General features: G+C 68.7%; 9 protein-coding genes and 1 pseudogene. 5 read left to right on the top strand and 5 right to left on the bottom strand.

The window, feature by feature from the left end; translation table 11 throughout:
* The first annotated feature begins 18 nt into the window (after positions 1-18).
* Positions 19-648 (top strand): DUF4232 domain-containing protein, encoded by a 630-nt coding sequence (locus BACI348_RS04145; RefSeq protein WP_201298369.1) that lies wholly within the window; start codon positions 19-21, stop codon positions 646-648.
* Positions 649-737: 89 nt separating this feature from the next.
* On the opposite strand, the gene BACI348_RS04140 is transcribed toward BACI348_RS04145, so the two are convergent.
* Positions 738-1,199: a DUF4383 domain-containing protein gene (locus BACI348_RS04140; RefSeq protein ID WP_159829765.1), complete on the bottom strand. Its 462-nt coding sequence runs from the start codon at positions 1,197-1,199 to the stop codon at positions 738-740.
* 188 nt (positions 1,200-1,387) lie between these two features.
* Here BACI348_RS04140 and BACI348_RS04135 point away from each other — a divergent pair, with 188 nt between their 5' ends.
* From BACI348_RS04135 to BACI348_RS04125, 3 genes are all read left to right on the top strand, one after another.
* Positions 1,388-2,938 (top strand): FAD-dependent oxidoreductase, encoded by a 1,551-nt coding sequence (locus BACI348_RS04135; RefSeq protein ID WP_159824081.1) that lies wholly within the window; start codon positions 1,388-1,390, stop codon positions 2,936-2,938.
* 116 nt (positions 2,939-3,054) lie between these two features.
* Positions 3,055-8,130, top strand: a complete 5,076-nt coding sequence (locus BACI348_RS04130; protein ID WP_159824080.1) for a DNA glycosylase AlkZ-like family protein — start codon at positions 3,055-3,057, stop codon at positions 8,128-8,130.
* Complete coding sequence (locus BACI348_RS04125) at positions 8,123-8,953, top strand: Fpg/Nei family DNA glycosylase (protein ID WP_159824079.1); 831 nt, start codon at positions 8,123-8,125, stop codon at positions 8,951-8,953. Before BACI348_RS04130 ends, BACI348_RS04125 begins: the two co-directional genes overlap by 8 nt.
* A gap of 1 nt (position 8,954) precedes the next feature.
* On the opposite strand, the gene yczE is transcribed toward BACI348_RS04125, so the two are convergent.
* Positions 8,955-9,596, bottom strand: a complete 642-nt coding sequence (gene yczE / locus BACI348_RS04120; RefSeq protein WP_159824078.1) for a membrane protein YczE — start codon at positions 9,594-9,596, stop codon at positions 8,955-8,957.
* 61 nt (positions 9,597-9,657) lie between these two features.
* Here yczE and yczR point away from each other — a divergent pair, with 61 nt between their 5' ends.
* Complete coding sequence (gene yczR, locus BACI348_RS04115) at positions 9,658-11,250, top strand: MocR-like transcription factor YczR (RefSeq protein WP_159824077.1); 1,593 nt, start codon at positions 9,658-9,660, stop codon at positions 11,248-11,250.
* Between the two features lie 62 nt (positions 11,251-11,312).
* Here yczR and BACI348_RS04110 read toward each other — a convergent pair.
* The 3 genes and pseudogenes from BACI348_RS04110 to BACI348_RS04100 form a co-directional block, all read right to left on the bottom strand.
* Positions 11,313-11,630, bottom strand: a pseudogene (locus tag BACI348_RS04110) (monooxygenase family protein); the annotation flags it as partial.
* Between the two features lie 205 nt (positions 11,631-11,835).
* Positions 11,836-12,528, bottom strand: coding sequence for an SRPBCC family protein (locus BACI348_RS04105; RefSeq protein WP_159824076.1), 693 nt, complete (start codon positions 12,526-12,528; stop codon positions 11,836-11,838).
* A complete protein-coding gene (locus tag BACI348_RS04100) occupies positions 12,521-13,177 on the bottom strand; it encodes a winged helix-turn-helix domain-containing protein (protein ID WP_159824075.1) in 657 nt (218 codons plus the stop codon). Before BACI348_RS04100 ends, BACI348_RS04105 begins: the two co-directional genes overlap by 8 nt.
* Positions 13,178-13,215: the final 38 nt, after the last annotated feature.

Raw genomic sequence — 13,215 nt, 5'->3', positions numbered from 1 at the left:
TGCCGCGAAGGTGGTGCCATGAGGTCTCAGCGAATTTCACACGGGTTTGTCATTACGACGGCGGCCGCGGCCGCCGCACTGCTGCTCAGCGGGTGCGGCCCCAGCCAGCCGCAATCACAGTCAGCGACGCCGGGCACCGGCTCTCCCAGCCCCGGCGCGACGTCTGCGCCGCCCGCCCCGTCAGGGACGTCCTCCGCAACATCTCCGGCCACCGGCGCCCCGGCTGGACCGGCGCTCTGCAAGGCAGCCGGGCTCTCCGCGGCCACGGATGCGTCCGGCGGCGGGGCTGCCGGCAGCGTCTACATGAAGCTCAACCTCACCAACACCGGCTCCGAACCCTGCATCCTTCGAGGATTTCCAGGCGTCTCCCTGGCAGCCGACGCTGCCGGAGCCCCAATCGGCGCTGCGGCCACGCGTGACGAAAGCACCCCACCCACCGACGTCACGCTGGCACCCGGCCAGACCGGCTCGGCCGTCCTGCGCTACACACAGGCAGGCAACTACCCCGACTGCGCCATGGTGGACGCCGCCGGTTACCGGATCTACCCGCCGGAGGACACGGCGTCGCTGTTTCTGCCCCAGCCGACCAAGGCCTGCAGCAACGCCGACATTGCGCTGCTGACCATCGGGGCATTCCAGCCGGCATAGGGGCGTCGCCGGAACCAGGTCCGGGAAGCGCACGCAACTGCAGGCGGTCCGGCACGTGCCGGACCGCCTGCAGTAGTTGGTTTCCGTATCTAGCGCGCCGCGGTGGTCCGGCCGGCCCGGGCGGTGCCGCGGGACAAAGCCACACCGAGTCCGATCATGCCTGCGCCGAGGACAAAATGCAGCCAGTTGTCCGCAGAGTTTACGGGGACGAAGTTTGCTGGCGTGTCATGCCCGATCAGCAGGCCGTAGAGCCACAGGACCAGGTAGATTGCGCCACCAACGATCAGGTAGTTCCTGGACTGCGCCGCGCTGCGGGCCAAAGCGATGCCAGCCGCACCGAACAGCAGGTGGACGATGTTGTGGAGTACTGATACCTGGAAGACGCCCAGGAGCATAGCCTCAGACTCATGGCCGGCGAATCCCAGGGTTTCATAGCCGCTGGTGATGCCTGGAATGAATCCGAGGATGCCCACCAGGAGGAACACTGCGCCCACTGCGAGCGCTGCTTTCTGGATAGTGCTGCGGCCTACGCTACGACCGTCCGAACTCATGCTTGTCATGACTTCTCCTGTTGTCGAACACGCTCACATCATGGCTGCCGGGTTGAGCCCGAACCATGGACTTAAACGCCGACATCGTAAGTATACTTAGCAACTACGCCACGCATAGATCCGGGTCCATAACGGTCCCATCACAAACCGGCCCGCGAGGGCATGGACCAAAGGCAGGCTGAACAGGGATGACGTCAATTTGGTTGGACAACCGGCAAGCATTTGTATCTGACGCGTTCGATCCGGGAAGCAGCTACGACACCGTGGTGGCCGGGGCCGGCCTGACCGGCCTGGTGACGGCGCTCCTGCTGGCCCGCTCGGGACAAAACGTCCTGGTACTGGAGGCCCGGTATCCCGGGGCGGTAACCACGGGGAACACCACCGCCAAGGTCACGCTGCTGCAGGGCACGTTCCTGTCCCAACTGTCCCGTCAATATTCCATGAAACAGGTCCAGGCGTACGTGGACGGCAACCGGGAAGGCCAGGCTTGGCTCCTGCGGTACCTCGAGGAGCACAACGTTCCGTTCCAGAGGCGGGATGCCTACACCTATGCGGCCTCCGCGCAGGGGACCGAGAAGCTCCGCCAGGAGGTCAGCGCCGCCGCCACCGCGGGGCTGGACGTGGAATACGTGCGCGACGCCAGCTTGCCGTTCCCGGTGCACGGCGCCGTGCGCCTCGCGGACCAGGCGCAGATCCATCCGGTCGACGTACTGGATGCGCTGGTGTCGGACCTCCGCGGCCGCGGCGGGTCCGTGGTGGGCGGGGTCCGGCTGCAGGACGTCACCGGCGGCCGCCCCGCAACCGTCCATACGGACCACGGAACGGTCACGGCGAACGACGTGGTGCTGGCCACCGGTATTCCTGTGCTGGACCGCGGACTCTACTTCGCCAAGCTGAAGCCCAGCCGGTCCTACGCGGCAGCACTGCAGCTGAAGGAGGATCAGGCCCCGCCGCCGGGAATGTACATCTCGGTGGAGCAGCCCACCCACTCCCTGCGCGACTATGAGCAGGACGGCCGCAGGCTGCTGCTGGTGGGCGGCCATGGCCACCACGTGGGCCGGGCACGGTCCGAGAAGCACCATCTGAACAGCCTCCTGGACTGGGCCGCCCAGCAGTATCCCGGATCATTGGTTACCCACACGTGGTCTGCGCAGGATTACATGGCCACCAACCTGATGCCCTTCTTCGGCAAGCTGCCCCGGGGCAAGGGCCACGTCTATTTCGGCACGGGCTACAACAAATGGGGCATGACGAACGGCGTCGCTGCTTCTTTGGGGATCGCTGCGGACATCCTGGGCGGGCACATCCCCTGGGCCAACACCATCCACCACCGTGTGACCTCCCCGGCCGGCGCGTTGTCCGCCGTGTCGCTCAATGCCGGAGTGGCGGCCACGCTGGCTTCCGGCTGGGGGCAGCTCGCCGCTGAAGGCCTGAAGACCGAGGGTGCCAAGGTCCTCAAAAAGGACAAGGAGCAGTTGCCGGCACCATCCACGCCCCCTGTCCCGGAGGAGGGCCAAGGGCAGGTGTACCGTGAGGGCGCCCGCCCGGTGGCCGTCTCCACCGTGGATGGAACCACGTGCAAGCTGTCCGCTGTCTGCACCCACCTGGGCGGCATCGTGCACTGGAACGACAGCGAGCGGACCTGGGACTGCCCGCTGCACGGCTCCCGCTTCACCAATGAGGGTGAACTCCTTGAGGGCCCGGCCACCAGGAACCTCCCCGCTGCAGGGAAGGCTTGAGCGCCCGGGCTCCCCAGCCCGGGCGGAACGGGCAGGACGGGCGCCATGAGGGCCAGCCCCACCTCGGCCGGCCGGAAGCCGGGAGGGGTGTCAGTGGGTTAGGGCATGATGGAGGCATGCAGCAGGAACAGGGCTCCAGGCCGGGCGTGACCCCGGGTGCCGGCGCGCCCATGGGGCAGTTCAGCAGGCCCACCCGTGACTGGTTCCTGGGCGCCTTTTCCGGACCCACCCCCGCCCAGGAGGGTGCATGGCAGGCAATCTCCTCCGGCTCGCATGCGCTGGTGGTGGCGCCCACGGGCTCGGGCAAAACCCTGGCCGCGTTCCTCTGGGCGCTGGACCGGCTGTTGGTGTCAGGCTCCGCCACCCCGCCGGACGCTGCATCTGAACCGCCGGCAGCACCGGCAAAGGGCAGGCGCCCCCGGGCGCCCAAACGCAAGACCCGCGTCCTGTACATCTCACCCTTGAAAGCACTGGGCGTGGACGTGGAGCGGAACCTGCGCGCTCCGCTGATCGGCATCAGCCAGACCGCCAAGCGGCTCGGGCTGCCCGCCCCGCTGATCACCGTGGGCGTCAGGTCCGGGGACACCACCACGTCGGACCGGCGGGCACTGTTGAGCAACCCGCCGGACATCCTGATCACCACGCCTGAATCCCTGTTCCTGATGCTCACGTCCAGGGCCCGCGAAACCCTCACCGAGGTGGACACCATTATCATCGATGAGGTCCACGCCGTGGCCGGGACCAAGCGGGGCGCGCACCTCGCCGTCTCGCTGGAACGGCTGGATGCGCTGCTGCCCAAGCCGGCCCAGCGGATCGGGCTTTCAGCCACCGTTGAGCCCCGGGAACTCGTCGCCCAATTCCTGGCCGGGACCGCGCCCGTGGAAATCGTGGCCCCGCCGGCGAAGAAGAACTGGGACCTGACGGTCTCGGTCCCGGTGGAGGACATGTCCGATCTTCCCGGTGCGGCCGGCGCCTTCGACTCCGGTCCGGCATCGGGGCTGCAGCCCCAGGCCTCCATCTGGCCCCATGTGGAAGAAAAGATCGTTGACCTGGTGCTGGCCAACCAATCCACCATTGTTTTCGCCAACTCCCGCCGCCTGTCCGAACGGCTCACCGCCCGGCTCAACGAGATCTACGCCGAACGGCAGCTCGTGGCTGCCGGGGGCGGCTGGGATGATCCCGGGCCGGCGGGCTCCGGCGCGCCCGTTTCAACGGCCACGCCTGCGCACATGATGGCGCAGGCGGGAAGCTCGGCGGGGGCGGATCCGGTGCTGGCACGCGCCCACCACGGCTCCGTCTCCAAGGACCAGCGGGCACTGATTGAGGACGACCTGAAGTCCGGCCGGCTCCGCTGCGTTGTGGCCACTTCGTCGCTGGAACTTGGCATTGACATGGGTGCCGTGGACCTGGTGGTGCAGGTTGAATCGCCGCCCTCCGTGGCCAGCGGCCTGCAGAGGGTGGGCCGGGCCGGCCACCAGGTGGGTGAAGTTTCCCAGGGTGTCCTGTTCCCGAAGCACCGGGCAGACCTGGTGCACACGGCCATCACCGTGGAACGGATGCTGACCGGCAAAATCGAGCGCCTGAGCGTCCCTGCCAATCCCCTGGACATCCTCGCCCAGCAGACCGTTGCCGCCACGGCCCTGGGCAGCATCGACGTTGAGGAATGGTTCGCCACCGTCCGCCGCTCCGCCCCCTTCGCGTCGCTCCCCCGGTCCGCGTATGAGGCAACACTGGACCTGCTGGCCGGCCGCTACCCGTCCGATGAATTTGCCGAGCTGCGCCCAAGGATCATCTGGGACCGCAACGCCGGCACCATCGAAGGCAGGCCCGGCGCCCAGCGCCTGGCGGTCACCTCCGGCGGGACCATCCCGGACCGCGGCCTCTTCGGCGTCTACATCATCGGCACCGAGGTGGAGGGAACAGCCTCCCCCGCTACGGACGGCAAGCCCGCGCCGGCGCCCAAGGGCGGCCGGCGGGTGGGCGAGCTGGACGAGGAGATGGTGTACGAATCCCGTGTGGGCGACGTCTTCGCCCTCGGTGCCACCAGCTGGAAAATTGAGGACATCACCCACGACCGCGTCCTGGTCTCCCCCGCGTTCGGCCAACCCGGAAAGCTGCCCTTCTGGAAGGGCGACTCCCTCGGCCGGCCGGTGGACCTGGGCCGCGCCCTGGGTGCGTTCGTCCGCGAACTGTCAGCGTCCGACGTCGGGCCTGCCACCGAGCGCTGCAAGGCCAGCGGCCTGGACGACTTCGCCGCCAACAACCTCATCCAATACCTGAGCGAGCAGAAACAGGCCACCGAGGTGGTCCCCAACGACACCACGCTGGTGGTGGAGCGCTTCCACGACGAACTGGGCGACTGGCGGGTGATCCTGCACAGCCCGTTCGGCATGCCCGTCCACGCGCCGTGGGCCCTGGCGGTGGGCCAGCGGCTGCACCAGCGGTACGGCATGGACGGATCAGCCATGGCCGCCGACGACGGCATAGTGCTGCGGGTGCCCATGATGGAGGACGAGCCGCCCGGCGCCGAACTGTTCCTGTTCGATCCGGAGGAACTGGAGCAGATTGTCACGGCAGAAGTGGGCGGCAGTGCGCTGTTCGCCTCCCGCTTCCGTGAATGCGCGGCGCGGGCCCTGCTGCTGCCGCGGCAGACTCCCGGCAAGCGGCAGCCGCTGTGGCAGCAGCGGCAGAGGTCCGCCCAGCTGCTGGATGTGGCCCGGAAGTACCCCACCTTCCCCATCGTGCTGGAAACCGTGCGGGAATGCCTGCAGGACGTCTACGATCTGCCCGCGCTGAAGGACATCGCGGCGTCCGTGGAGCGGCGCGAACTGCGGATCGTGCAAACCACCACCTCCCAGCCGTCGCCGTTCGCGAAGTCCCTCCTGTTCGGCTACGTTGCCCAGTTCCTTTACGAGGGCGATTCACCGCTGGCGGAGCGGCGGGCCGCGGCCCTGGCCCTGGATTCCACGCTCCTCAACGAACTGCTGGGCCGCGTGGAACTCCGGGAACTGCTGGACGCGAAGGTCATCGACGCCACCGAACGGGAGTTGCAGCGCCTGGCCCGGGACCGTCGTGCGCACGGGCTTGAGGGCGTCGCGGACCTGCTGCGGCTCCTTGGCCCGCTGGCGCCCGAGGAAGCCGCCGCACGGCTGGAACCGGCAACCCCGGTGGCTGAGCCTGACAATCCGGTGGCTGAGCCCGACAGTCCAGTGGTTGAGCCTGTCGAAACCAATACCGCCCATGCCACGGTCGAAGCAGCCACCGCCCACCTTGTCGCGCTGCAGCGCGCCAACCGTGCCATCAAGGTGAACATCGGCGGCGTGGAACGGTACGCCGCGGTTGAGGACGCCGCCCGGCTCCGGGACGCCATCGGGGTACCCCTGCCCATGGGGGTCCCGCTCGCGTTCATCGAACCCGTGGCGGATCCCTTGGGGGACCTTGTCTCCCGCTACGCCCGGACCCACGGACCGTTCACGGCGTCCGAGGCAGCCGCCCGGCTTGGTCTGGGTGTGGCCGTGGTCAGCACTGCCCTGAAGCGCCTGGCCGCGGACGGCCGGGTGGTGGAAGGGGAGTTCCGGCCCCATGCAGTCGCGGCAACGGCCCCGGACGTACCGGCACTGGACGGGTCAGTACCGGACGAGTCAGCAATGGACGCGCCGGATTCCGAGGTGCTGCTCCTCGGTCCACAGAAGGCTGACACCCCGCACGCTGATTCGCAGCACACGGAAGCCCCGCTCCCCGGCACTATCAGTGAGTGGTGTGATGCCGAGGTCCTGCGCAAGCTGCGCCGGCGGTCGTTGGCGGTCTTGCGGGCCGAAGTGGAGCCGGTGGACGCGTCCGCCTACGGCCGGTTCCTGCCTGCGTGGCAGCACGTCCGGACTCCCGGAGCCGGCCGCGGGCAGCCGGCGCTTCGTGGACTGGACGGGATCGTCACGGCCATCGACCAACTCTCCGGTGTTCCTGTTCCCGCCTCGGCGTGGGAACCCTTGGTCCTGGCGAGCCGGGTGTCCAACTACCAGCCCGCCATGCTCGATGAGCTGATGGCCGCCGGCGAGGTCCTTTGGTCCGGTGCCGGCGCGCTGCCCGGAAACGACGGCTGGATCAGCCTCCACCTGGCCGATTCGGCGGAGCTGACCCTGAATCCGGCCATCGACTACGAACCGGGTGACGCCCAGCGCCGGCTTCTGGAGCACCTGCGCACCAACGGCGGCGGCTACTTCTTCCGGCAGTTGACGGAGGTGGCCGGCGGCATGGACTCCGTCCTTAGCGACCAGGAGGTTGTCACCGCCCTTTGGGACCTTGCATGGGCCGGCCGCATCACCGGCGACACCTTCGCGCCGGTGCGGTCCCTGATCGCAGGCGGCCACACCGCCCACCGGCAGGTCGCCCGCGCACCCCGCGCCCGGGCCCCCCGCCTAAGCCGGCTGGGCCGTTCGCACGGCACCGGCCTGATGGGTTCGGCGGGCCTGGGCAGCGGCCGTTACAGCGGGTCCCCGGCTGCAGTGGCCACCCCTCCCATGGCGGCGGGCCGGTGGTCGGCGCTGCCGCAGCCCGAGCTGGACGCCACCATCCATGCCCGTGCCACCGCGGAACTCCTGCTGGACCGTTACGGTGTGGTCACCCGCGGTTCGGTGATGGCGGAACAGATCCTGGGTGGATTCGGCCTCATGTACAAGGTCCTGGCCCGGCTGGAGGAAGCCGGCCGCTGCCGCCGCGGCTACTTCATCGAGCACCTGGGCGCCGCCCAGTTCGCCGTCCCCGCCACCGTTGACCGGCTGCGCTCATACTCGGAGGACACCCAACTCGCCAAACCCGAACCCGTGGCCCTCGCGCTGGCTGCCACCGATCCCGCCAACCCGTATGGTGCGGCCCTCCCCTGGCCGGCCATTCGCGACGAAGCGGGAACCGGGCACCGTCCCGGGCGGAAAGCGGGTGCGCTGGTGGTGCTGGTGGACGGGGCACTTGTCCTCTACGTTGAGCGGGGCGGCAAGACCCTGCTGGCCTTCAGCGATGACACCGCCGTCCTGGCCGCAGCAGGCTCGGCGTTGGTGGGAGTGGTGACCCGCGGCGCCGTGGACAAACTGATCATGGAGAAAGTGAACGGGCACGACATCCTGGATACCGCGGTTGCCGGCGCGCTCAGCGCGGCCGGTGCCTACTCCACACCCAAGGGGCTGAGGATCCGTGCCTGAGGGGGATTCCGTCTGGCGCGCCGCCAACCAGCTGCACCAGGCCCTGGCAGGGCAGAAACTGATTGCCTCGGACTTCCGGGTGCCGCGCTTCGCCACCCTTAACCTGGCCGGCTGGACCGTGGCCGAAGTGGTGCCCCGCGGCAAGCATCTGCTGATGCGGGTGGTCAGCCCGGAGGACAAAAAGCTCACCATCCATTCGCACCTGAAAATGGAAGGCACCTGGCAGGTGTATCCGCCCGGCGGCAGGTGGCGCAAACCCGGATTCACGGCCCGGTGCGTGCTGCGCACCCCGGTGGCGGACGCCGTCGGATTTTCCCTCGGAATCGTCGAAGTGGTGGCCACGGCGGACGAAGACTCCATCGTGGGTTTCCTTGGCCCGGACCTGCTGGGTCCGGACTGGGACCTCGACGAAGCAGAACGGCGGATCCGGACTGCTCCGGATGTCCCCATCGGCGTGGCACTCCTGGACCAGCGGAACCTCGCCGGGATCGGCAACATCTACCGCTGCGAAAGCTGTTTCCTGTCCGGCGTGCATCCGGCGTCACCTGTATCCGCCGTCGCGGACGTCCGCACCCTGATGACTGACGCGAAGCAGCTGCTGGAGGTCAACCTCGGTCCCGGCCGCCGCGTCACCATCCTCAACCCCAAAGGGGTGCCGGTGGGCAGGATGGCGGGACGGCCGGGCTACTGGGTTTACGGCCGGGAGCACCGGCCCTGCCTCAAGTGCGGAACCCCGATCCGGCGCGGCACCCTGGGAAAGCCCAACGGTGAGGAAGAGCGGGACATCTACTTCTGCCCGCACTGCCAGCCGTTGCCCGGCTAGGTTACTGACCAGCCGCTGCCGTGCCGGCTTGCTGGAGCTCCGGGGAATCGTCTTCTGGGGGCAGCGCGGCCGGCACCTTAAACACCGGTAGCAACAACTGGACCAGCGGGCCGATGGCGAGGGCGTAGACAACGGTACCCACCCCCACGGAGCCGCCCAGCAACCAGCCGGCTGCGAGCACCACCACCTCGATCAAGGTCCGGGAGAACCGCACCGACCAGCCGGTGCGCCGGGCAAGCCCGGTCATCAATCCGTCCCGGGCGCCGGGACCGAACCGGGCGCCGATGTAGCAGGCGGAGGCGATGGCGTTGAGGAGGACGGCGCCTGCGAGCATGCCGATCTGGCCGCCCAGATGCGCGAAAGCCGGGATCAGCGCCAGCCCGACGTCCGCAAAAACACCCACGAGCACGGCATTGCACAGGGTGCCGAACCCCGGCCGCTGGCGCAGCGGAATCCACAGCAGCAGCACCAGGAAGCTGACGATGATCACCACCGCCCCGATGCTGAGCCCCGTCCTGCCCGCCATACCCTGGTGGAAGACATCCCACGGGTCGAGGCCAAGCCCGGCGCGGATGAACATGGCAAGGGACATGCCATACATGGCGAGGCCAATAAAGAGCTGGAGGATTCTGCGGGTCATCATGCCCTTAACTTTGCCGAAGAACTGGCATTGAAATACATAGCCAGTTTGAGATACTGGCCTCATGACTTCCCTGGCCGCCGCAGCCCTTGCCCGCCTGCTGGGCACCTGGAACCTGGGCGCCTCGCCGGCCTACCGCGAGCTGGCCGACGTCGTCCGCCTGCTGGTGCTGGACGGAAGGGTGGCGCTGGACACCGCGCTGCCCAGCGAGCGTGCACTCGCCGAGGCCCTGGCCGTCAGCCGGACCACCGTAACGGCGGCCTACGGGCTGCTCCGCGACCAGGGCTTCCTCAGCGGCGGACAGGGCAGCAGGAGCCGGACCAGGATTCCGCGCACCACGGCTGCAGGCACCACAGTGCTCAGGGGACCCCTGCCGCATGGTCCGCAGCCAGGCGGGCCAGGGCTTGCCGCCGCGGGCCTGGCTCCGGGACTCGCCGCGCCCGGCCTGGCAGCGCCGCCGGGACTGATCGACCTCGCGTATTCATCACTGCCGGCCAGCGGCGAACTGGTGCACCGTGCGTTTGCGGCAGCCCTCACCGAACTGCCGGCGCTGCTCCCGGGTTTCGGCTATGACGCCATGGGCCTGCTCCCCCTGCGCGAAGCGGTGGCGGCGCGCTACTCCGCAGCCGGGGTGCCCACTACGCCGGACCAGGTCCTGGTGACGTCCGGAGCGCAGCATGCCTTGAACATCGTGCTCCGAGCCCTGGCCGGCCGGCATGACCGGGTGCTCGTGGAACACCCGAGCTACCCGAACGCCCTGGACGCGATCCGTGCGGCGGGCTGCCGCGCCGTGCCGGTGGCGTTCGCCCCACCTGCGACGGCCCCTCGGGCCGCTGCCCCGGCTGGCACGTCAGCGGCAGGCTTCCCCGGTTCGCAGTCCACCGTTGGCTGGGATTTGCAGGGACTGCAGGCGGCGCTGACGCAGCAGCGGCCCAGGTTGGCGTACGTCGTGCCGGACTTCCACAATCCCACCGGCCAGCTTATGCCGGACGTCCAGCGGCGCCAGCTGGTCCGGGCTGCCGCGGCTGCCGGGACCACCCTGGTAGTGGACGAGACTTTGCGGGAGCTGAATCTCGACGGCGCCGCCGCCACTCCCGTGGCAGCCTTCAGTCCGGCGGTGGTCACCATCGGGACGTTGAGCAAGTCGCACTGGGGCGGCCTGCGCACGGGCTGGATCCGCGCTTCGCAGGACATGATCCAGCGGTTCGCCGCGGCCCGGACGTCCCTCGACCTCGGCGGGCCCGTGATGGAACAGCTGGCCGCCGCCCACCTGGTCCGGGCCATGGATGAACCGCTGCCGGCACGGCTCGACGCCCTGCGGGAGAACCGGGCAGCCCTGCTGGAACTCCTGGCCGGGCATCTCCCGGAGTGGGAGACGCTCTACCCCGCCGGCGGGTTGTCTGCGTGGTGCCGGCTGCCGGGCCCCATCAGCACCGCTCTGACGGTGATCGCCCCCGACCATGGCATCCGGCTGGCCGCAGGGCCGCGGTTCGGAATTGGCGGCGCCTTCGAGGGATACCTTCGGGTGCCCTTCACGCTGCCGCCCGAAAAACTGGAAACAGCGGTCCTGGCCCTCCGCTCCGCCCAGGACCGGCTGGACTCAGCTCCGCAGCTCCGGCGGAGCCTGAAGAATGCACCCGTGGTGGCTATTGCCTGACCTGCATGTCCTGGCGGGCGGCCGGCTCCCCCACCGCCGCGATGGCGGATTGACATGGTGGATCAAGCCAATGAACCGGGCGACTGGAACCGGGGCCCGGACGGGGCTATCGCCCGGGGGGGCACGGACTTCCTGCCCGACCGGCCCATCCGCTGCTTCGCGGTATTGGTCCCGGCCCCCACTGGAACATGGGCTGTGGCCTTGGCCAGCCCAAAGAGCGGCATGCCGTTGTAGATGACTTCGATTTCGGCCGCGGGCACCTGATAGGTCTCATGCCAGACGCCCACCTCACCGCTGCCGGCCGTCTCCTTCATGAACCGGCGCCGGGGCTCCAGGTGCGGGGACTCCCGGTCCGCGGCGAACTTCCGCAGGTGCTCCGGACCTGGACGAGGGGTTCCGCTCGTTCAGGGACTCACAGGTGGCCGCAGCGCCGGCCGCCTGACGCCGTCGCTTTCGGAGGCGCCTGTTCGCCCGCGACACGCAAAATCGCTGGCGCGAGCGGTATATCCACTGCGCCAGCGATTTTGCGCGTCGATCCAGAGTTTGCGCGTCGATGCACGCTCGCGGTCCGGGGCGCGCAGGTCCTTACGCGTACACCCGCTCGAGGAAGTTTCCCCAGGCCTTGGCGGTGGTTTCGGAGTCGCCGGTCCCGCTGAAGTCGTGGACCGTCATTCCCACCGGCGCGCCAAAGGCGTTACGGCCAAAGAACCGGTACAGGGCATCCGACGTGCGCAGGCCCAAGAAGTGCTCATTGGAGAAGTCCACCTCGGCACTTAGCCGCCCGACGCCGTCGGGCTCCACCTCCACCCGGGACCCTTGGCCCAAGGACTCCACACCAAGGGCCCGGCGCAGCTGCGCAAATCCATCAGGGTTCTGCGAAGCCGCGGGCGCCTGAATGTCCGTGAACACCACAGGCCTGCCGTCAAAGTGCTGCAGGTACTGGCCCAGCGTGTGGAGGTAGAACTCCGTATGGCGGGAGGCGCCGTCGTACTGCCCGTCCCAGTTGTCGGCGAAGATGCCGCTGTGCACATAGTGCAGGCGGGCCCGGCCGCCGTCGAGGGGTTCCAGGACGTGCTCCAGCTGGTTGAACCAGCCATCCGGGCCGTCCATCCTGGAGACGAGATGGCTGGGGTATTCCTCCACGGTCTTGACGTCCGGCCACTGGTCCGTGGGGAACATCCAGGCCGGCGTCCCCGCCGTGACGGCCTCCCAGACCCGTTCCGGCGTTCCGGGCAGCTCGGTGTCGTAGACGATTTCGAATTCGCGCTTGTCAGTCATGGTCCTGCTCCTTTGCGGTGGGGGTTGCCGGGCTTTCCGGACTCTCCCGGGTTGTCTTGAGGGCGGGGTGCAGCGCCACCACCAGCCGGTGCCGCCTGCCGCCTGCCGCGCCGGCGCCTGGCCGGGTGCCGCCATGGTGATACTTGTCCACCAGCCGGGTGACGGCCACGCCGAGTTCCTCCGCGAAGGCGGCGCGGTCGGCGGCGGTCCGGAAGGTGATCTCGCCGTCGATGGCGAATGTGGCCAGCTTTTGCCGCGCCGCGGCTGCACCGGCAATCAGCTTGCCCATTTCCTGGACCATCCGGCCGGCGAGCGCCAGCAGCCAGAAGGCCGAGAAACGGTCCGAAAAGCGGTGCGGATCCGGCGACACCGAGGACAGTGCCTGCGGCGAGATCAAGTACGAGGCCGCGGTGGCCTGAAGCACCCGCTCGGTCACATTCCCCTTGCGCCGCTCCTCCACCAACTCCACCAGGCCGTGCCGCTCCAGCGCCTTGAGGTGGTAGTTCACCTTCTGCCGGGGCAGCCCCACCTTCGCTGCGATCTGTGTGGCCGACCCCGGAACCGACAACTCGTGCAGGATCTGCGTACGGACCGGATCCAGCGTAGCTTCCGCCGCCGCGGGGTCCTCGATAACTGCTATGTCCAACATGCTTCAAGTCTGCCAACCGACAACTTTTTTTGTCAAGA

Origin of the sequence: Arthrobacter sp. 9AX, assembly GCF_902506095.1 — a bacterium.
Taxonomy (GTDB): Bacteria; Actinomycetota; Actinomycetes; order Actinomycetales; family Micrococcaceae; genus Arthrobacter.
The sequence above is the reverse complement of the archived record's forward strand: the minus strand, read 5'-3'. Positions and strand labels throughout refer to the sequence as shown.

Bases quoted from the DNA above. Each gene is read 5' to 3' on its own strand.
- BACI348_RS04145 (WP_201298369.1), top strand. From the start codon at position 19: ATGAGGTCTCAGCGAATTTCACACGGGTTTGTCATTACGACGGCGGCC.
- yczR (WP_159824077.1), top strand. From the start codon at position 9,658: ATGACTTCCCTGGCCGCCGCAGCCCTTGCCCGCCTGCTGGGCACCTGG.
- BACI348_RS04105 (WP_159824076.1), bottom strand. From the start codon at position 12,528: ATGACTGACAAGCGCGAATTCGAAATCGTCTACGACACCGAGCTGCCC.
- BACI348_RS04135 (WP_159824081.1), top strand. From the start codon at position 1,388: ATGACGTCAATTTGGTTGGACAACCGGCAAGCATTTGTATCTGACGCG.
- BACI348_RS04140 (WP_159829765.1), bottom strand. From the start codon at position 1,199: ATGAGTTCGGACGGTCGTAGCGTAGGCCGCAGCACTATCCAGAAAGCA.
- BACI348_RS04100 (WP_159824075.1), bottom strand. From the start codon at position 13,177: ATGTTGGACATAGCAGTTATCGAGGACCCCGCGGCGGCGGAAGCTACG.
- yczE (WP_159824078.1), bottom strand. From the start codon at position 9,596: ATGATGACCCGCAGAATCCTCCAGCTCTTTATTGGCCTCGCCATGTAT.
- BACI348_RS04130 (WP_159824080.1), top strand. From the start codon at position 3,055: ATGCAGCAGGAACAGGGCTCCAGGCCGGGCGTGACCCCGGGTGCCGGC.